Source organism: Streptomyces sp. R11 (genome assembly GCF_041051905.1).
In the GTDB taxonomy this organism is placed as follows: Bacteria; Actinomycetota; Actinomycetes; order Streptomycetales; family Streptomycetaceae; genus Streptomyces.
In genome coordinates this window covers 5367469-5385217 of record NZ_CP163432.1, presented here as the reverse complement: position 1 = coordinate 5385217, position 17749 = coordinate 5367469, and the positions used below count along the sequence as shown (strand labels likewise).

Below are 17749 nucleotides of genomic sequence, written 5' to 3'. Positions count from 1 at the left end.
GACAGCCGCCTCGAAGGAGGTCCAGTTCAGTGACCAGCCAGGTCAGTAGCCCAGCGGAGCAGGCCGACGAAGCCGTCGTGGGAGAGCAGCGCAAACCGGCAGGGACGAAGGACGTCCGCCGGCTGGACCGGGTGATCATTCGTTTCGCGGGGGACTCGGGCGACGGTATGCAGCTCACCGGCGACCGTTTCACCTCGGAAACGGCGTCCTTCGGCAACGACCTGTCGACGTTGCCGAACTTCCCGGCCGAGATCCGCGCTCCCGCAGGCACTCTGCCGGGCGTGTCCTCCTTTCAGCTGCACTTCGCCGACCACGACATCCTGACCCCGGGCGACGCGCCGAACGTGCTGGTCGCGATGAACCCGGCCGCTCTGAAGGCCAACATCGGCGATCTTCCGCGCGGCGCGGAGATCATCGTCAACACGGACGAGTTCACCAAACGGGCGATGCAGAAGGTGGGCTATGACAGCAGCCCCCTGGAGGACGGCTCGCTCGACGGTTACAGCCTCCACCCGGTGCCGCTGACCACGCTGACGGTCGAGGCGCTCAAGGAGTTCGACCTCACCCGCAAAGAGGCCGAGCGCAGCAAGAACATGTTCGCGTTGGGCCTGCTGAGCTGGATGTACCACCGGCCGACGGAGGGCACCGAGAAGTTCCTGGCGTCGAAGTTCGCCAAGAAGCCGGACATCGCGGCGGCGAACATCGCGGCCTTCCACGCGGGCTGGAACTTCGGGGAGACGACCGAGGACTTCGCCGTCTCCTACGAGATCGCCCCGGCCACAACGGCCTTCCCGGTCGGCACCTACCGCAACATCTCCGGGAACCTCGCCCTGTCCTACGGACTGATCGCCGCGTCCCGCCAGGCGGACCTTCCGCTCTACCTTGGCTCGTATCCGATCACCCCGGCCTCGGACATCCTGCACGAGCTGAGCCGGCACAAGAACTTCGGCGTGCGGACCTTCCAGGCCGAGGACGAGATCGCGGGCATCGGCGCGGCCCTGGGTGCGGCCTTCGGCGGCTCGCTGGCGGTGACCACGACCTCCGGCCCCGGTGTGGCGCTGAAGTCGGAGACGATCGGCCTGGCGGTGTCGCTGGAGCTGCCGCTGCTGGTGATCGACATCCAGCGCGGCGGGCCCTCGACGGGGCTGCCGACCAAGACGGAGCAGGCGGACCTGCTGCAGGCGATGTTCGGCCGCAACGGCGAGGCGCCGATCCCGATCGTCGCCCCGTGCACCCCGGCCGACTGCTTCGACGCGGCCCTGGAGGCGGCGCGGATCGCGTTGACGTACCGCACTCCGGTGATGCTGCTGTCGGACGGTTATCTGGCCAACGGCTCGGAGCCGTGGCGGATCCCGGAGCTGGAGGAGCTGCCGGATCTGACGGTGCAGTTCGCGCAGGGCCCGAACCACACGCTGGAGGACGGCAGCGAGGTCTTCTGGCCGTACAAGCGCGACCCGCAGACCCTCGCCCGGCCGTGGGCGATCCCGGGTACTCCGGGCCTGGAGCACCGGATCGGCGGCATCGAGAAGGAGGACGGCACGGGCAACATCTCCTACGCCCCGGCCAACCACGACTTCATGGTCCGCATCCGCCAGGCCAAGATCGACGGCATCGAGGTGCCCGACCTGGAGGTCGACGACCCGCACGAGGCGAAGACGCTGGTGCTGGGCTGGGGGTCGACGTACGGGCCGATCACGGCGGCCGTCCGCCGGCTGCGCACCGCCGGCGAGTCGATCGCACAGGCGCATCTGCGCCATCTGAACCCGTTCCCGCGCAACCTGGGCGTGGTACTCGGACGCTACGAGAAGGTGGTGATCCCCGAGATGAACCTCGGCCAGCTCGCCACTCTGGTCCGGGCGAGGTACCTGGTGGATGCCCGCTCGTACAACCAGGTCAACGGCATGCCGTTCAAGGCGGAACAGCTCGCCAAGGCTCTCAAGGAGGCCATCGATGCCTGAGACGTCCACGGAAGGCACGGGCACGATCGAGGCACTCTCGCTCATCCCCAAGGCCGAGGCCCGCCAGTCCATGAAGGACTTCAAGTCCGATCAGGAAGTGCGCTGGTGCCCCGGCTGCGGTGACTACGCGATCCTCGCCGCGGTCCAGGGCTTCATGCCGGAGCTGGGCCTGGCCAAGGAGAACATCGTCTTCGTCTCGGGCATCGGCTGTTCGTCCCGCTTCCCGTACTACATGAACACGTACGGCATGCACTCCATCCACGGCCGCGCGCCCGCGATCGCGACCGGGCTGGCGACGTCGCGCCGGGACCTGAGCGTGTGGGTGGTGACGGGCGACGGTGACGCACTGTCGATCGGCGGCAACCATCTGATCCACGCCCTGCGCCGCAACGTCAACCTCAAGATCCTTCTGTTCAACAACCGGATCTACGGCCTGACGAAGGGCCAGTACTCCCCGACCTCCGAGGTCGGCAAGGTCACCAAGTCGACGCCGATGGGCTCGCTGGACGCGCCCTTCAACCCGGTGTCCCTGGCCATCGGCGCGGAGGCTTCCTTCGTGGCACGCACGGTCGACTCCGACCGCAAGCACCTCACCCAGGTGCTGCGCGAGGCGGCCGCCCACCGGGGTACGGCGCTGATCGAGATCTACCAGAACTGCAACATCTTCAACGACGGCGCCTTCGAGGTCCTCAAGGACAAGCAGCAGGCCGAGGAGGCGGTGATCCGGCTGGAGCACGGGCAGCCGATCCGCTTCGGCACCGATGGCGCGCGCGGCGTCGTACGGGACCCGCAGACGGGCGACCTGAAGGTCGTCACCGTGACCCCGGAGAACGAGTCGCAGATCCTCATCCACGACGCCCACTGCGCATCCCCGACCACGGCCTTCGCCCTGTCCCGCCTGGCCGACCCGGACACCCTGCACCACACCCCGATCGGCGTGCTGCGCTCGGTGGAGCGTCCGGTGTACGACACGCAGATGGCCGACCAACTGGACACGGCGATCGAGCAGAACGGCAAGGGGGATCTGGCTGCGCTGCTGGCGGGTGGGGACACCTGGACGGTGGTTGGCTGACCGGCACGTTCGAAGAGAGGCGAGGGCCTGGGTGTCGTAAGGCATCCGGGCCCTCGGCCGCTCCGGGGCCAGGCTGCCGGGGCTTGGGGCCTGCTGACTCCTGGTCCGCTGACTCCAGCTCCGCTGACTCCTGGTCCTGTCGTTCAGGAGCCGCGCTGGGCGCCGCTCTTGCGCGCGTCGTACGCGTCCCGCGCCTTCTGCACGTCGCCCATCCGGTCCTTGGTCCACAGCGCCAGTCCGCGCACCTGTTCCGCCGCCTCACGGCCCAGGTCGGTCAGGGAGTAGTCGACCCGCGGAGGGATCACCGGCTGGGCGTCGCGGTGGATCAGACCGTCCCGTTCCAGGGTCTGGAGGGTCTGGGTCAGCATCTTCTCGCTGACCCGGCCGATCGCCCGGCGCAGTTCGCTGAAGCGGTAGGGGCGCTCCAGCAGTTCGATCAGGACGAGGACGCCCCAGCGGCTGGTGACGTGCTCCAGGACCAGGCGGTAGGGGCACATCTGCTCGCCGATGTCGTACTTGTTTGTCGTCGCGCTTGTCGTCGCGCTCACCACGTCACTTACGGCCATGCCAGTACCTTACTTCAAAGTGGGTACTTTCGCTGAGTTAGCGCACCTCCTAGGGTTAGTGCCACCGCACCCCACAAGGAGTTCTGATCATGAGCATCGTCGTCACCGGAGCCACCGGACACCTCGGCCGCCACGTCGTGGAGCAGTTGCTGGAGAAGGTTCCGGCCGACCAGGTCACCGCCGTCGTCCGCAGCCCCGAGAAGGTCGCCGACTTCGCCGAGCGCGGCGTGAGGATCGCCGTCGCCGACTACAACGCGCCCGAGACCTTCGACGGACTGTTCGCGTCCGGCGACAAGGTGCTGCTCATATCCGGCAGCGAGGTGGGCAGCGACCGCGTCGGCCAGCACAAGGTCGTCATCGACGCCGCACAGGCTGCCGGCGTCGCCCTGCTCGCCTACACCAGCGCCCCCGGCAGCCTCACGGCCGCCCTCGCCGACGACCACCGCGGCACCGAGAAGGTGCTCCTGGAGTCCGGACTGCCGTACGCGCTGCTGCGCAACGGCTGGTACCACGAGAACTACACCGAGAACCTCGCCCCGGTGCTGCAGTACAACGCCGTCACCCACGCCGCCGGCGAGGGCCGCGTCTCCTCCGCCTCCCGCGCCGACTACGCGGCCGCCGCCGTCGCCGTACTGACCGGCGAGGGGCACGAGAACCAGACGTACGAACTGGGCGGCGACGTCGCCTGGAGCCTGGCCGAGTACGCCGCCGAGCTGAGCCGGCAGACCGGCAAGGAGATCGCCGACAACGCCGTCTCCGCCGACGCCCTCATCGGCATCCTGACCGGCGCCGGAGTGCCCGAGCCGTTCGCCGTGATCCTGGCGGGCGTGGACGCCTCCATCGAGAAGGGCGAGCTGGTCGTCGACAGCGGGGACCTGTCCCGCCTGGCCGGCCGCCCGACCACGCCGCTGGCCGAGGCGATCGCGGCCGGCCTCAAGGCCTGAGCTCCCATGAACTGACTCCCCCCAGTTCATCTCGGGCGCTTCACCCCGCCTGTCATGACCGTATGGCGATACGGGCATGACAGGTAGGGGTATTCGGCGTTACCTTCGTGCAGACCGCCGTATGGGCGCGGTCCGGTGTGTGCGCGAAGGAGGGGCCGTGAGCGGGAAGTCGCAGGGAGAGCGGCGTATAGGACTGCTGAACGGCTTCGCCGCATATGGGATGTGGGGGCTCGTTCCCCTCTTCTGGCCTCTGCTGAAGCCCGCCGGCGCAGTCGAGATCCTCGCGCACCGGATGGCCTGGTCCCTCGTCTTCGTGGCGGTCGCGCTGGTCTTCGTACGGCGCTGGGCCTGGGCGGGTGAGCTGATACGGCAGCCGCGGCGGCTGGCGCTCGTCACCGTTGCCGCGGCCGTGATCACCGTCAACTGGGGCGTCTACATCTGGTCCGTGAACTCGGGGCACGTGGTCGAGGCGTCCCTCGGGTACTTCATCAATCCGCTCGTCACCATCGCGATGGGCGTGCTGCTGCTGAAGGAGCGGCTGCGGCCCGTGCAGTGGGCCGCGGTCGGGGTCGGCCTCGCGGCCGTGGTCGTGCTGACGGTCGGGTACGGACGGCCGCCGTGGATCTCCCTCGTCCTCGCCTTCTCGTTCGCCACGTACGGGCTGGTGAAGAAGAAGGTCAACCTCGGCGGCGTCGAGTCGCTGGCCGCGGAGACCGCGATCCAGTTCCTGCCCGCCGTGGGGTATCTCGCTTGGCTGGCGGCTCGCGGGGAGTCGACGTTCACCTCTGAGGGGCCCGGGCATGTGGCCCTGCTCGCGGCCACCGGCGTCGTGACCGCCCTGCCGCTCGTCTGCTTCGGCGCGGCCGCGATACGCGTACCGCTCTCGACGCTGGGGCTGCTGCAGTACCTGGCGCCGGTCTTCCAGTTCCTGCTCGGCATCCTGTACTTCCATGAGGCGATGCCCGCCGAGCGGTGGGCCGGGTTCGCGCTGGTGTGGCTGGCGTTGACCTTGCTGACGGCCGACGCGTGGCGCTCCGCGCACCGGGGCAGGATGGCCCGGCTCAGCGTGCCGCGGGTGGAGAAGCCGGCGTCAGCCGCGGTGGACGCCTGAAACACCGGGCGGGCTGAGCTTGCCCCGCCCCGAGGGACACCGGGCGGGCTGAGACTGCCCCGCCCCGGCGATTCTCATTGCGGCCCCCTCCCCCACCCCCTATGAGTGGTCGCATGACACAGGCACCGAAATCCACCTCCGCCCCCACCCCGCTCCACTGGAAGCTCGTCGTCGACAGCGCCAACCCCCAGTCCCAGGCCGACTTCTGGGCCGCCGCGCTGCACTACGAGGTCGAGGACAACGGCGCGTTCATCGAGCGGCTGCTGGAGCTCGGCGTGCTGCCGCGGGAGGCCGTCGTCGAGTTCCACGCGCGTCTCGCCTTCCGGGACCTGGTGGCCGTACGGCATCCGGACGACCCGTACGACAAGGACAGCGGCACCGGGCTGGGGCGGCGGGTGCTGTTCCAGCGCGTGCCGGAGGCGAAGTCCGTCAAGAACCGGCTCCATCTCGATCTGCACGCGGCGGCCGGGGAGCGCGAGAGCGAGGTCCAGCGGCTGCAGGGGCTGGGGGCGAGTGTGCTGCGGCATGTGAAGGAGCCGGGCGGGGAGTGGGCGGTGATGGCGGATCCGGAGGGGAACGAGTTCTGCGTGCAGTGAGGCACGCCGGGCCCTCAAACCCGCGCCGTGCCCCGAACTTCCTGCGTCGGCAGCCCTCTTGACGGAGAGTCAGGCTTAGCTCCACGATCCAGGCACCCCATTCACTGTGGCTCCCCTGTGGCCACCCCACAGGGAGCCCCCTGGAATTCGGAGCCCCCCACATGAAGCTCTCCGTCTCCGGGCGCGCGATGACGGCCGGTACCGTCGCGGCCGTCCTGCTGCTGACCGGCGGATCCATAGCCGGCGCGGCACCCGCGCCCTCCGTCGCCGCCGCGCCCGACATACCCGTGGCGAGCGTGAAGGCCCACCTCACCCAGCTCCAGTCCATAGCCACCGCCAACGGCGGCAACCGCGCCCACGGCCGCCCCGGCTACAAGGCCTCCCTCGACTATGTGAAGGCCAAGCTGGACGCCGCCGGGTACACCACGGCCATCCAGCAGTTCACCTCCGGCGGCCGTACCGGCTACAACCTGATCGCCGACTGGCCCGGCGGCGACACCAACCAGGTCGTCATGGCCGGCTCGCACCTCGACAGCGTCTCCTCCGGCCCCGGCATCAACGACAACGGCTCCGGCTCCGCGGCCGTCCTGGAGACCGCGCTCGCCGTGTCGCGGGCCGGCTACCAGCCCACCAAGCACCTGCGGTTCGCCTGGTGGGGCGCGGAGGAGCTGGGGCTCGTCGGCTCCCGCTACTACGTCAACAACCTCTCCTCCGCCAACCGCGCCAAGATCAGCGGCTATCTGAACTTCGACATGATCGGCTCGCCCAACCCCGGCTACTTCGTCTACGACGACGACCCCGCGATCGAGAAGACCTTCAAGGACTACTACGCCGGCCTCGGCGTCGCGACCGAGATCGAGACCGAGGGCGACGGCCGCTCCGACCACGCGCCGTTCAAGAGCGCGGGCGTGCCGGTGGGCGGACTGTTCACGGGGGCCAGCCGTGCGAAGACCGCGGCGCAGGCGGCCAAGTGGGGCGGTACGGCGGGGCAGTCCTTCGACCGCTGCTACCACTCGTCCTGCGACAACACGTCCAACATCAACGACACCGCCCTCAACCGCAACAGCGACGCCGTCGCGTACGCCGTATGGGAGCTGTCGGAGTAGGGCACCGGGTCGATGCGAGCCCGGAGCGGTGACTCCGGGGCTTCGGCCTCGGAGTCACCGCTCCGGACCTTCAGCCTCGGGCCTTCAACCGGTGGGCGGTTCGGCCGACTTGGCGGCTCGGGCGGTGAGGCGGTCCATGCGGGCGTGGGCCGCCTCCAGTTCCTCGGCATCCTCGGCGGCCGGGCCGCCCTCGGCCATGAGCTCGTCCCACAGTGCGAGCAGGTCCCTGCCGAGGGCCAGGCCCAGCGCCGGGTCCCGTACCGCCCGCCAGGCCGTGGCCGCGCCGTGGAGGCTGCCGTACGCCGCCTCCGCGTCGCGGGTGCGGTGATGCGTCCGGGCCACGTCGAGGGCGAGGGCGAAAGCACGCTCCGGGTCGCCGGCCAGGTAGGCGATGTACGCGGCGAGTTCACGCATCCCGAGCACCTCGGGGTGCTCCAGCCCCAGCACCGCCGACGCCTGGGCCACGGTCCGCTCCGCGAGCGCCGTCGCCTCCGTCGTCCGCCCCGCCTTCACGGCCTCGTTGACCTGCGCCATCTGCTGCGCGAAGGGCGCGGCGTCGGCGGTTGTGGCCGGGGGCGCGTCCCCCAGGACGGCTTCGGCCACCGCGTCGAAACCGCGGGGCGGGCAGATTCGTCGGCTCCGGCCACGCGTCCATGGACGGCGGCGGGCCGAACTCCCCCAGCGGCGGTGGGACCGTGCCGGGTGCGGCGTCCTCCACCGACTCGGGCAGCGCGCGCAGCCGGAACGTGTGCGAGGCCTCCGGCTCCGGGCCCGGCAGCGGTCGTAGGACATGCGTGGGCCTGTCCCGATAAGGAGCCTGATCCGTGGGGAGTGGCAGGGGCTGCGGGGCGGGCGACGCGGGCTGTGCTGCCGGGGGCGCGGGTGGGGCGGGCGGGTCCGTGGGAGGCCGTACGGCTTCTGCCGGCGCCGGGGACTGCATCGGTGCCCCCGGAGGCGTCCGCACGGGCTCGTCGGTGAAGTGGCTGGATCCGTCCGCCTCCACCCGCAGCGGCACGACGTACCCGATCCGCTCGTCGTGGATCGTGGCGTGCACGGAATGACCGGCGGCGACGGCGATGCGCTGGAGGTGGGTCAGAACGGTGTGCTGGATCTCCTCACCGGGAACCGCGGTGACGGGTACGCCGCCGATCGACGCACCGCCCCCGCCCGGACCGCCGGCGGGGACGCGTACGTCGATCGGCGCGACCACGGGGGCCGCCGCGGCGCGTTTCTGTTCCCGCTTCATCGCGCGGCTCAGTCGAGACATCGCTTCCCTCACTCGCATGTGTCGGGGGTTTCGCCGACAGCACGTTCGGGCTCATGGTGCTCCCTCCCGCCGTCGGGTACCGCTTCCCCGGCATCAACATCCGGTCGTACAGGTCGGACACGTCGTACACGTACTTCGGACACGTCGTACCCGTACTGTCGAGTCTCTCCGGTAGCGCCCGGCGCGGGCGTCACCGGGTCGTCACAGACTCGTTCCAGGAGCTTGTGCCACGTCACAGCGTTCTCATGCCTGGCGCCAAGATCAATCGCGTGGGAGGGAGGAGTACGGGCATGCGGACTGACATGCACGTACAGCGGGGGCGGCCCGAGCCGGGGCCGGAGATCTGGATCCGCGGGCCGGTGGCCCTGCCCGAGGAGCCCCTCGCCTCCCCAGCCGCCGTCACACCCCGACGCTTCTCCTGGGTCGGCGTACACGGCGGAGCGGGTGCCTCCACGCTCGCCGCGGTCTACGGCGGCCATGACTGCGGACGTGACTGGCCCGGGCCGGCCGATCCCCCGTCGGTGCTGCTCGTGGCCCGTACGCATGCGGCCGGGCTGGCCGCAGCCCTGGGCGCCCTCGAGGTCTTTCGACGCGGGGAGGCTCCGCACGGGCTCGATCTGGATGCCGTCGTCCTGGTCGCGGACGCGCCGGGCCGACTGCCGCGACCGCTCGCGGAGCGCGTCAAGGTGATCGAGTCGGTCATCGACGTGTACCGGGTTCCGTGGGTGGCTGCCTGGCGACTCGGGGAACTCAGCGGGCAGGCACCGCGGGAGGCGGCGGCGTTGGCTCGGTTGACGGGGCACTCTCGCTGAGGCGACTGTTCGGGTCGGCGGTTCAGATCGGCGGGGTACAGGTCGGCCGGGCGTAAGGGGTCGGTGGCTCAGGTCGGCTGAACGTATGAGCCTTGCGAGAGCCTCGCGGAGAATCACCCCATGACGCGCGCACCCGGCCCAGACCCTGGTCCCGCACCCGCACCCGCACCCGCACCCGCACCCGCCCTCGGCCCCGACCCCGGCTGCGCCCCCGCCCCTGCCGCTCTGTCAGCCGTAGAGATCGCCGCGGCCGTACGGGCGCGCACCCTCCGCGCCGTCGACGTGGTCGCGGAGGCCCTCGAACGGATCGAGCGGGCCGACCCCGTCCTGTCCGCCTTCATCGAAGTGTGGGGCGACGAGGCGCTCCGACGGGCCGGTGAGGTGGACGCGCGGGTCGGGGCGGGTGAGCGGCTGCCGTTGCCCGGGGTGCCGATCGGGGTGAAAGGGCGGCGAGGGCTGCGGACAGCGGGGCCCCTGCTCGCGGCAGGGTGTGTGCCGGTCGGGGCGACGTCCGTTCCGGGGCCCGGAACCCCCTGGCAGACCTGGGGACTTGGCCGGTACGGCCGTACCGCCAACCCCTGGCGCCACGACCGTACGCCGGGCGGCTCCTCGGCCGGGTCCGCGGCGGCGGTGGCGGCGGGGCTGGTGCCGCTCGCGACCGGGAGCGACGGGGCCGGATCGGTGCGGATTCCGGCGGCGTGGTGCGGAGTCGTCGGGCTCAAGGCCGGCAACGGGCGACTGCCGTCGACCGATCGCACGGGGCTGATGGCGCCGGGAGTGCTCGCGCGGTGTGCGGCGGATGCGGCGGCGTACTGGAGTTTGGTGTCGGGGGAAGAGGCGGACGCGGACGGGCCACCCGGTTCCGGTGGGTACGGCAGCCTCGCCGGACCAGCCGCCCCCGCCCCGTACGACCGCCTGGCCGGACCACCCGATACCGCCCCGTACGACAGGCACGCCGACCGGCCCGGGGTTCCGACCGCCGTATGGTCCCCCGACCTCGGCTTCGACTCCCCCGACCCGGACGTCGTCGCCGTGGCCCACACCGCGGCCGTACGACTGGCCGAAGCCGGCGCGATACGGCTCATACGCCCGAGCACTCCACTCCGCCTCGATGACCCCGCACCGGCATGGCTCGCCCTACGCTCCCCGGCTGCCGCCCTCGCCCCCGCCGACCCCGCCACCCACCGCGTCCGTGCCGCCAACGACAACCGTCTGGCTGACCTCTTCGCCGAGGCGCGGCTGCTGCTGACCCCGACCGCGCCCACCCCGCCGCACGGCCACGACGGTCCCGGCGACCGGTACTCCACCGCGCTCACCTGGGCGTTCAACTTGAGCGGGCATCCGGCGATCAGCATCCCGGCGGGGTTCGGGCCGGACGGGAGTCCGGTCGGGCTCCAGTTGGTGGCGGCGCATGGCGAGGAGTCGCTGCTGCTCACCGTGGCAGGGGTGGCCGAGAGACATATCGGACCCTGGCCGACCGCCAACGACATCTGAATGCGTGTGCATATAATGCACATGCGATTAGATGCCGTACGCCGACCATGGCCTGATCAGGGGCCGACCGTTTGGGGGACCCATGACCCGCCGTTTCCTGTTCGTCCTCGGCAGCAGCCGCCAGGACGGCAACACCGAACTGCTGGCCCGCCGGGCCGCCGAGCAGTTGCCCGAGGGTGTCGAACAGCAGTGGATCGACCTGGCCGCACACCCGCTGCCCGATTTCGAGGATCTGCGGCACGACAGCGACCATGTCCGCCCCACACAGGGGAACGTGGCACTGCTGCTCGACGCCACCCTCGCGGCCACCGACATCGTGATCGCCTCACCCCTGTACTGGTACTCGGTGTCCGCCCACGTCAAGCGCTACCTCGACTACTGGTCGGGCTGGCTGCGCACCCCCGGGGTCGACTTCAAGGCGACCATGGGCGGGCGCACCCTGTGGGGCGTCACCGCGCTCGCGCACGAGGAGCAGGAGGTTGCCGACCCGCTGGTCGGGACGCTGAGCAACTCCGCCGCGTACATGCGGATGCGCTTCGGCGGGGTGCTGCTCGGCAACGGCAGCAAGCCCGGTGACGTGCTGAACGACGCCGAGGCCCTTGCCCGCGCGAAGACCTTCTTCGCGCAGGAGGCGCCGCTCGCACGCTTCCCGTACGAAGCGGAGTGACTGCCACCGAAGCGGCGTGACACCTACGCGGTGGCGCCTTACGCGGTGACGTCTACGCCGTGACGTCCTTCGCCGTGAACCTTGCCCACGCCGCCGAGCCGAACACCGCCGCGTACAGCGCCTGGATCCCCAGGTTCTTGACCAGGTCGTCCCAGTAGACGGGTTCGCGCATGAGGTCGGCGAAGGACAGCCAGTAGTGGGAGAAGAAGTACGGCTGGATCGCGTGGAGCTGGGGGATCTGGTCGAGGATCTGGACGGTGATCAGCAGGCCTACGGTCGTGGCCATCGCCGCGATGCCGCTGTTGGTCAGCGTCGAGACGAACAGCCCGAGCGCGGCCACGCCTATCAGTGACGCGGCGACGACCAGGGCGATCAGCAGGGCGCGGCCCAGCCCCTCCGCGAAGCTGATCCGTGTGCCTGAGATCGTCGTCAGGTCACCCAGCGGGAAGAGCAACGCTCCGACCGTGAGCGCCGAGACGGCGACCACGAGGGTGGCCACCAGGCAGAAGGCCATCGTGGTGGCGTACTTGGTCAGGAGCAGGCGGGTGCGGCCGGCGGGGGCGACCAGGAGGTAGCGGAGGGTGCCGGCGTTCGCCTCGCCGGCTATCGCGTCGCCCGCGATGACGCCGATCGCCATGGGCAGGAAGAACGGAAGCGTCGCGGCCAGCGCGGTGAAGACCAGGAACAGGCCGTTGTTGGTGATCTGCGAGATGAACGCCGGGCCGCCGCCCTGCGGGCCACCGCCCGTCGACCCATCGCCGCTCGTCTCGATCTTCACGGCGATCCCGACCAGGATCGGCACGGCCGCCAGGACGGCGAGCAGCGCGAGGGTGCGCCAGCGCCGGAACGTGGTGAGCAGTTCGCTGCGGAGGAGACCGAAGGTCCACAGCGGACTGACCTTGCGGGAGCCTGCGATCTCGCCGCCCGGCCACATGCTCTCCCCGCCCTGCCGGATCACTTCAGCCTGCGACATCGAACCCCTCCCCCGTGAGCGCCACGAACGCGTCCTCCAGGGAGGCCCGTTCGACGCCGAAGCCCCGGACGCGGACTCCGGCCGACACCAACGCCGCGTTGACGTCGGCGAGATCACGCTCGGGAGGTTCTGCGGTCACCCGGTCGTCGGTGATGACGACGTCACCGGCGCCCTGCTCTTTCAGCACCCGGGCGGCGTCCCCGGCGTCGGGAGTGGTCACGACGAGCCGGCCGCGCGTCCCGGCCGCCAGCTCCGCGACCGCGCCCTGGGTGATCAGCCTGCCCTGGGCCATCACCGCCGCGTGCGTGCAGACCTGCTCGATCTCGTCGAGGAGGTGGGAGGAGAGGAAGACGGTCGTGCCGTCGGACGCCAACTCCCGGATCAGGGCCCGGATTTCACGCATGCCCTGCGGATCGAGGCCGTTGGTCGGTTCGTCGAGGACGAGGAGTCTGCGCGGCTGGAGCAGCGCGGCCGCGAGTCCCAGCCGCTGCTTCATGCCGAGCGAGTACGCCTTGGCCTTCTTGCCGGACGCGCCCCCAAGGCCCACCCGGTCCAGCGCGGCCGCGACACGCGTGCGCCGGGTGCGCGGATCGGCGGTCGGGTCGGCGGCGTCGTACCGGATGAGGTTGTCGCGGCCGGAGAGAAAGCCGTACAGGGCGGGGCCCTCGATGAGGGCCCCGACGTGCGGCAGCACCACCCGCGCGGATTGGGGCATGGGTTGCCCGAGCACGCGCGCGGTACCTGAGGTCGGCTGGATGAGGCCCATCAGCATGCGGATGGTGGTGGTCTTGCCCGAGCCGTTCGGGCCGAGGAAGCCGAAGACGCTGCCTGCCGGGACGGTCAGATCGAGACCGTCCACGGCGAGCTGCCCGCCGCGGTAGCGCTTGGTGAGCGCGTGGGTGGCGATCACCGTGTCGACGTTGTCGACGTTGTCGACCGGGGCCGAGAGGTCGGTCTGGCCGGCCTGGCCGCTCGGACCGACCGGGCCGACGTGATCGGCCTGGCCGACTCGATCCGTCCGGACAGCCCGATCCACCTGGCCTGCCTTGTCGACCTCGTCGCCCTCCGCGGCGGGCAGTTCCTCCATGGGCTCCCTCGGCTCCTCTGGCACCTCGTTGCGTGACGCGCGGTGGCGCGGGTACGCCGCCGACGCGCTCCTGCTGGGGCCTACTTGCCCGAGTCGGCCGCCTTCACGAGCGCGTCCTTGTCGACCGCGCCCACGTAGACCTTGCCGTCGTCCGTGATCAGGGCGTTGATCAGGCGGGTCTTGAACACCGTGCCCGAGCCGAACTTGCCGGTGACCTTGTCGCCCAGGGAGTCGAGGAAGCCGCCCATGTCGCCGCCGACCTCGGCGCCGGAGGGGACGCCCTCGCCGCCGTTGTCGAAGACGGCCACGGAGTTCCAGCCCTCGCCGATGACCTCGGGACCCTCGTCGGAGGCCTTGCCGAGCTTGTCCTCGGACTTCAGGCCGCCGAGTTCCTTGTCGAGCTCCTTGCGCAGCTCGTCCTCGGACTTGGGGCCGCCGTGCTCCCGGGCCTTGCCCTCCAGCTCGCCCTCCTCGGTGACCTTCGCACCCTTGGGCGGGGTGAAGTCGAAGGTGGAGGCGGCCGGCTTGGCGAAGCTGACCTGGGTGAAGCCGGCGTCGATCACTGCCGCGCCGCCGCTCGCCGGGGTCAGCGTGAACTTCAGCGGCATGCCCGTCCTGGCGTCCACGGCCACGGTGATCGCGCCGACCGTGGTCCCGGACTGCTTCGGCTTGATCAGCAACCGGTACGCGTCCCGGCCCGCGACATGCGCGGTTCCGTCGACGGTGACGGACGTGGTGTCGTCGACCGACTTGAGCGCCTCCTCGGCGAAGTCCTTGGGCGTGGCCGGAACGTCTTCCTTCGCGTGTCCGTCCTTCGCCTCCTCGGCGGTGCCGTGGAAGACCTCGTTCGACTTGCTGTCGTAGCCCCAGACGTCCTTGCCGTTGTGGATGAGGCTGTACTCGGAGGCGTTCTCCAGGAGGGAGAGCTTCTGCCTGTCCTCGCCGTCGAGGGCGACGCGCAGGGTGTGCGTGCCGGACGCCAGCTCGGTGAGCTTGGCGGTCGGGTCGGCGGACGATCCGCCGTCCGAGCCCGACGCCATGGCGCCGGAGGCGAAGCTGGACTCCAGCCCGCCGAGATCCGGCAGCCCCAGGTCGGTGCTGATCTTCACGGTGCCGGACAGCTGCTGTACGTCCGACTGGGCGATCTTCTGGATGAGTTGCTCTGCGGTGATCTTCGGCAGGTCCGGGTCGCCGGAGTCGGCGAGCGCCGGGACGAGCCCGATGGTCGCCGCCGCGACGCCCACGACCGCGACCGGGACGACGTACCGCGCGGCCTTGCGCCGCCCCGCGCGGTGGTCGTCGACCTCCGCTGCGGTCGTACTGTCGTCGGATTCGTACGGTGCCATGTCTGCCTTACCTCCGTCGTCGGCGGCGGCTGTCCTTCTCGTGCGTCGCCCGCGAGTCTTTCGACCCCGCACTGCTCCACCCCTGAGCCGCCATTCTCACCCGAATCGGTGAGGAGTGGTGTTGTCCGTGGTTTCCATCTGACCAAATCGGCCGCGGAGATACGTCAACCTTCGGAGCCAACTCCGTGTACACCTCCGGTATGACGCACGAAGGCGGCGCCTCCCCCGACCCGTAGGGGTCGGTGTGGAAGACGCCGCCGTGTGTGGGCGCTGCGCGCGCAGGATCAGCCGTTGATGAACACGTAGTCCGCCTGGTACGGCACCCCGACGATCGCGCCGGGTGTGCAGGACCCGGCCGGGGCGACGCCGCCGACCGTGTTCAGCCGCAGGATCTCGGCGGTGTCGGCGAGGAGGCCACGATGCTTGCCGGACTGGGTGGCCTTCAGGTCGAGCTCGGGGATGTTCCGTTCGCCGTTGGGTGTCTTGGAGATGACGGCCCCCGTCACCGCACTGCCGTCCCGCGCGATCCACTGCGGCGTACCGGAGTTGGGGGCGACGAAGGAGTGCGCGATACGGCCGCCGAGTACGGCACTGACGTCTCGCTGCGCGAAGGCGTACCCGCCGCCCTCGGCCGGCTTGCACTCGTAGATCTGCTTGCCCTTGATGACGGACGCCTGGAAGTTGTCGAGCGCGTCGCGGAAGTCGAACTTGGCGACGGTGACCTTGTGGAGCTGGCCCCGGACGGCGCCGCCCGGGAACTCGGCGGTGTGGAGGTTGGCGTAGAAGGAACTCGGGTCGGTCTTGAGGGCGTTGAGAAGGGCGTGGTCCTTCACGGTGACGGTGCCGGTGAGGCTGTGGCCGTTGCCCCTGCCGTCGCCCCCGCCCTTGCCCTTGCCGAGCAGGCCACCGAAGTCGACCTTGATGCCGCCGTTGGTGCCCTTGGCGCCTTGGTGGATGTGGAGGGCGGTCGGCTTGCCGGTGCCGCGCCAGGCGAGGGCGACGGACACCTTGTCGCCCTTGACCTTCACGAACTGCACGGCGGCACCGTCCTTGTCCCCGACGGCGGGCCCACCCGCCACGGGCACCTCGTTCGCCCCCCGAAGACTGGCGGCGAGGACCGTACCCCCGGTGCCGCCGCCGGCGGTCCCACTCTGACTCACGATCCCCTGCGCGTCGCCTCCGGCGTGACCCGCGTGGTCGGCGCGGTCACCTCCGGCGGCGAAGGCGGGAATCACCGCGGCGGCGACCCCACCGGCGGCAGCCACCGCGACAGCGGTGACGATCAGGCTCTTACGGCGCTTCGAGAACGTCGCGTTCATGCCCATGATTCTGTTTTCTCCCCGTAATGCAGCTGACGCCCCCTGCGTCAGCTTCTGGGCATTGATACGGAGGCGATCTCACTTTGGACTCAGTCCAGATAAGTGACGTGCGTCACAGCCGCACGAGGGCCGTCAGCGGCGTGAGGCCGGTCCGGGCATTTCAGCCCGTCCGGCGTTCGAGGACGAGGCCGTTCAGGCCGAAGCGGGGGTCTGGGGGCGGCAGCCCCCAGGAGCAGGGTCGAAGGGACGGCAGCCTCTGGAGGACGGGAAGGGCAGGGGCGGCGGGGGCGAAGACCCCTATCCGGCCCGATGCACCACCGCATCGCACAACTCCATCAACGCAGCCTTGGCCCCGATGTCCGCCAACGGCGCCAACGCAGCCCGCGCGTCCTCCGCATACCGCACCGTGTCCCGCCGAGCCTGCTCCAACGCAGGATGCTCCCGCAGCGCGGCCAACGCCTCCGCATGCCGCGCATCGTCCGTCAGATCGGAGTCCAGCAGCTCGCACAGGGCGACATCCTCCGCCAGCCCCAACCGCTCGGCCCGCTCCCGCAACCGCAGCACGGGCAGCGTGGGAATCCCTTCCCGGAGATCCGTCCCCGGCGTCTTCCCGGACTCGTGGGAGTCACTGGCGATGTCCAGAACGTCGTCCGCGAGCTGGAAGGCGACCCCCAGCCGCTCCCCGTACTGGGTGAGCACATCGACCACCGTCTCGTCGGCGCCCGACATCATCGCCCCGAACCGGCACGACACCGCGACCAGCGACCCGGTCTTGCCGCTCAGGACGTCCAGGTAGTGCTCCACCGGATCGCGCCCGTCCTGCGGCCCCGCGGTCTCCAGGATCTGTCCGGTGACCAGCCGCTCGAACGCCTCGGCCTGCACCCGCACCGCCTCGGGCCCGAGGTCGGCGAGAGTGTGTGAGGCGCGCGCGAACAGGAAGTCCCCGGTCAGTACGGCAACCGAGTTCCCCCAGCGGGTGTTCGCACTGTCGACACCCCGCCGCACCGCGGCCTCGTCCATCACGTCGTCGTGGTACAGCGTCGCCAGATGGGTCAGCTCCACCACCACCGCCGACGGCACGACCCCCGGCGCATACGGGTCGCCGAACTGGGCAGCGAGCATCACGAGCAACGGCCGGAACCGCTTCCCGCCCGCCCGCACCAGATGCTGGGCGGCCTCCGTGATGAAGGGGACCTCACTCTTGGTGGCTTCGAGCAATCCCTCCTCGACAGCCGCCAATCCGGCCTGGACATCGGCTTCCAGAGCCTGGTCCCGCACGCTCAGCCCGAACGGCCCGACGACGGTCACGAGGGGTCTCCTGTCTGCTGGTGTCTACTGGCGGTTACACGGTTTGTCGATAGGTCGCTGCCATCACTCAAGTCAGCGTATCCGGTCACGTTTCGATCACCGATGCCGCCCACCCGTCCACCA

General features: G+C 70.4%; 15 protein-coding genes and 1 pseudogene. 9 read left to right on the top strand and 7 right to left on the bottom strand.

Annotation, left to right across the window (positions count from 1 at the left end; genetic code table 11):
* Positions 1-29 precede the first annotated feature (29 nt).
* Together AB5J55_RS25000 and AB5J55_RS24995 are read left to right on the top strand one after the other, a co-directional pair.
* The gene (locus AB5J55_RS25000; protein ID WP_369272804.1) at positions 30-1958 is read left to right on the top strand and encodes a 2-oxoacid:acceptor oxidoreductase subunit alpha; all 1929 of its coding nucleotides are present in this window, start codon (positions 30-32) and stop codon (positions 1956-1958) included.
* Entirely contained in the window at positions 1951-3030 is a 1080-nt protein-coding gene (locus tag AB5J55_RS24995; RefSeq protein ID WP_369272803.1) for a 2-oxoacid:ferredoxin oxidoreductase subunit beta, read from the top strand. Before AB5J55_RS25000 ends, AB5J55_RS24995 begins: the two co-directional genes overlap by 8 nt.
* 143 nt (positions 3031-3173) lie before the next feature.
* Here the strand turns inward: AB5J55_RS24995 and AB5J55_RS24990 are convergent, their stop codons facing one another.
* Entirely contained in the window at positions 3174-3596 is a 423-nt protein-coding gene (locus tag AB5J55_RS24990) for a winged helix-turn-helix transcriptional regulator (RefSeq protein WP_369272802.1), read from the bottom strand.
* A gap of 89 nt (positions 3597-3685) precedes the next feature.
* Here AB5J55_RS24990 and AB5J55_RS24985 point away from each other — a divergent pair, with 89 nt between their 5' ends.
* The 4 genes from AB5J55_RS24985 to AB5J55_RS24970 all read left to right on the top strand — a co-directional run bounded on the left by AB5J55_RS24985 (position 3686) and on the right by AB5J55_RS24970 (position 7353).
* Positions 3686-4540, top strand: a complete 855-nt coding sequence (locus tag AB5J55_RS24985; protein WP_369272801.1) for an SDR family oxidoreductase — start codon at positions 3686-3688, stop codon at positions 4538-4540.
* A 157-nt stretch (positions 4541-4697) separates the two neighbouring features.
* The gene (gene rarD, locus AB5J55_RS24980) at positions 4698-5651 is read left to right on the top strand and encodes an EamA family transporter RarD (RefSeq protein ID WP_369272800.1); all 954 of its coding nucleotides are present in this window, start codon (positions 4698-4700) and stop codon (positions 5649-5651) included.
* Between the two features lie 113 nt (positions 5652-5764).
* Positions 5765-6247 (top strand): VOC family protein, encoded by a 483-nt coding sequence (locus tag AB5J55_RS24975; RefSeq protein ID WP_369272799.1) that lies wholly within the window; start codon positions 5765-5767, stop codon positions 6245-6247.
* A 161-nt stretch (positions 6248-6408) separates the two neighbouring features.
* Positions 6409-7353 (top strand): M28 family metallopeptidase, encoded by a 945-nt coding sequence (locus AB5J55_RS24970; RefSeq protein WP_369272798.1) that lies wholly within the window; start codon positions 6409-6411, stop codon positions 7351-7353.
* 84 nt (positions 7354-7437) lie between these two features.
* Here the strand turns inward: AB5J55_RS24970 and AB5J55_RS24965 are convergent.
* Positions 7438-8620 (bottom strand): annotated as a pseudogene (locus AB5J55_RS24965) (tetratricopeptide repeat protein).
* A gap of 290 nt (positions 8621-8910) precedes the next feature.
* Here AB5J55_RS24965 and AB5J55_RS24960 point away from each other — a divergent pair.
* From AB5J55_RS24960 to AB5J55_RS24950, 3 genes are all read left to right on the top strand, one after another.
* Positions 8911-9432, top strand: coding sequence for a DUF6668 family protein (locus AB5J55_RS24960; RefSeq protein ID WP_369272797.1), 522 nt, complete (start codon positions 8911-8913; stop codon positions 9430-9432).
* A 120-nt stretch (positions 9433-9552) separates the two neighbouring features.
* Positions 9553-10926, top strand: coding sequence for an amidase (locus AB5J55_RS24955; RefSeq protein ID WP_369272796.1), 1374 nt, complete (start codon positions 9553-9555; stop codon positions 10924-10926).
* 82 nt (positions 10927-11008) lie between these two features.
* Entirely contained in the window at positions 11009-11593 is a 585-nt protein-coding gene (locus tag AB5J55_RS24950) for a flavodoxin family protein (protein WP_369272795.1), read from the top strand.
* A gap of 52 nt (positions 11594-11645) precedes the next feature.
* Here the strand turns inward: AB5J55_RS24950 and AB5J55_RS24945 are convergent, their stop codons facing one another.
* From AB5J55_RS24945 to AB5J55_RS24925, 5 genes are all read right to left on the bottom strand, one after another.
* Positions 11646-12527: an ABC transporter permease gene (locus AB5J55_RS24945; RefSeq protein WP_369276284.1), complete on the bottom strand. Its 882-nt coding sequence runs from the start codon at positions 12525-12527 to the stop codon at positions 11646-11648.
* 25 nt (positions 12528-12552) lie between these two features.
* Positions 12553-13653, bottom strand: coding sequence for an ABC transporter ATP-binding protein (locus tag AB5J55_RS24940; protein ID WP_369272794.1), 1101 nt, complete (start codon positions 13651-13653; stop codon positions 12553-12555).
* A gap of 80 nt (positions 13654-13733) precedes the next feature.
* Positions 13734-14999 (bottom strand): outer membrane lipoprotein carrier protein LolA, encoded by a 1266-nt coding sequence (locus AB5J55_RS24935; RefSeq protein WP_369272793.1) that lies wholly within the window; start codon positions 14997-14999, stop codon positions 13734-13736.
* 284 nt (positions 15000-15283) lie between these two features.
* Entirely contained in the window at positions 15284-16318 is a 1035-nt protein-coding gene (locus AB5J55_RS24930) for a CHRD domain-containing protein (protein WP_369272792.1), read from the bottom strand.
* 297 nt (positions 16319-16615) lie between these two features.
* Complete coding sequence (locus AB5J55_RS24925; RefSeq protein ID WP_369272791.1) at positions 16616-17626, bottom strand: polyprenyl synthetase family protein; 1011 nt, start codon at positions 17624-17626, stop codon at positions 16616-16618.
* Positions 17627-17749: the final 123 nt, after the last annotated feature.

Bases quoted from the DNA above. Each gene is read 5' to 3' on its own strand.
- AB5J55_RS24995 (WP_369272803.1), top strand. From the start codon at position 1,951: ATGCCTGAGACGTCCACGGAAGGCACGGGCACGATCGAGGCACTCTCG.
- AB5J55_RS24990 (WP_369272802.1), bottom strand. From the start codon at position 3,596: ATGGCCGTAAGTGACGTGGTGAGCGCGACGACAAGCGCGACGACAAAC.
- AB5J55_RS24985 (WP_369272801.1), top strand. From the start codon at position 3,686: ATGAGCATCGTCGTCACCGGAGCCACCGGACACCTCGGCCGCCACGTC.
- AB5J55_RS24975 (WP_369272799.1), top strand. From the start codon at position 5,765: ATGACACAGGCACCGAAATCCACCTCCGCCCCCACCCCGCTCCACTGG.
- AB5J55_RS24970 (WP_369272798.1), top strand. From the start codon at position 6,409: ATGAAGCTCTCCGTCTCCGGGCGCGCGATGACGGCCGGTACCGTCGCG.
- AB5J55_RS24960 (WP_369272797.1), top strand. From the start codon at position 8,911: ATGCGGACTGACATGCACGTACAGCGGGGGCGGCCCGAGCCGGGGCCG.
- AB5J55_RS24955 (WP_369272796.1), top strand. From the start codon at position 9,553: ATGACGCGCGCACCCGGCCCAGACCCTGGTCCCGCACCCGCACCCGCA.
- AB5J55_RS24950 (WP_369272795.1), top strand. From the start codon at position 11,009: ATGACCCGCCGTTTCCTGTTCGTCCTCGGCAGCAGCCGCCAGGACGGC.
- AB5J55_RS24945 (WP_369276284.1), bottom strand. From the start codon at position 12,527: ATGTGGCCGGGCGGCGAGATCGCAGGCTCCCGCAAGGTCAGTCCGCTG.
- AB5J55_RS24940 (WP_369272794.1), bottom strand. From the start codon at position 13,653: ATGGAGGAACTGCCCGCCGCGGAGGGCGACGAGGTCGACAAGGCAGGC.
- AB5J55_RS24935 (WP_369272793.1), bottom strand. From the start codon at position 14,999: ATGGCACCGTACGAATCCGACGACAGTACGACCGCAGCGGAGGTCGAC.
- AB5J55_RS24930 (WP_369272792.1), bottom strand. From the start codon at position 16,318: ATGAACGCGACGTTCTCGAAGCGCCGTAAGAGCCTGATCGTCACCGCT.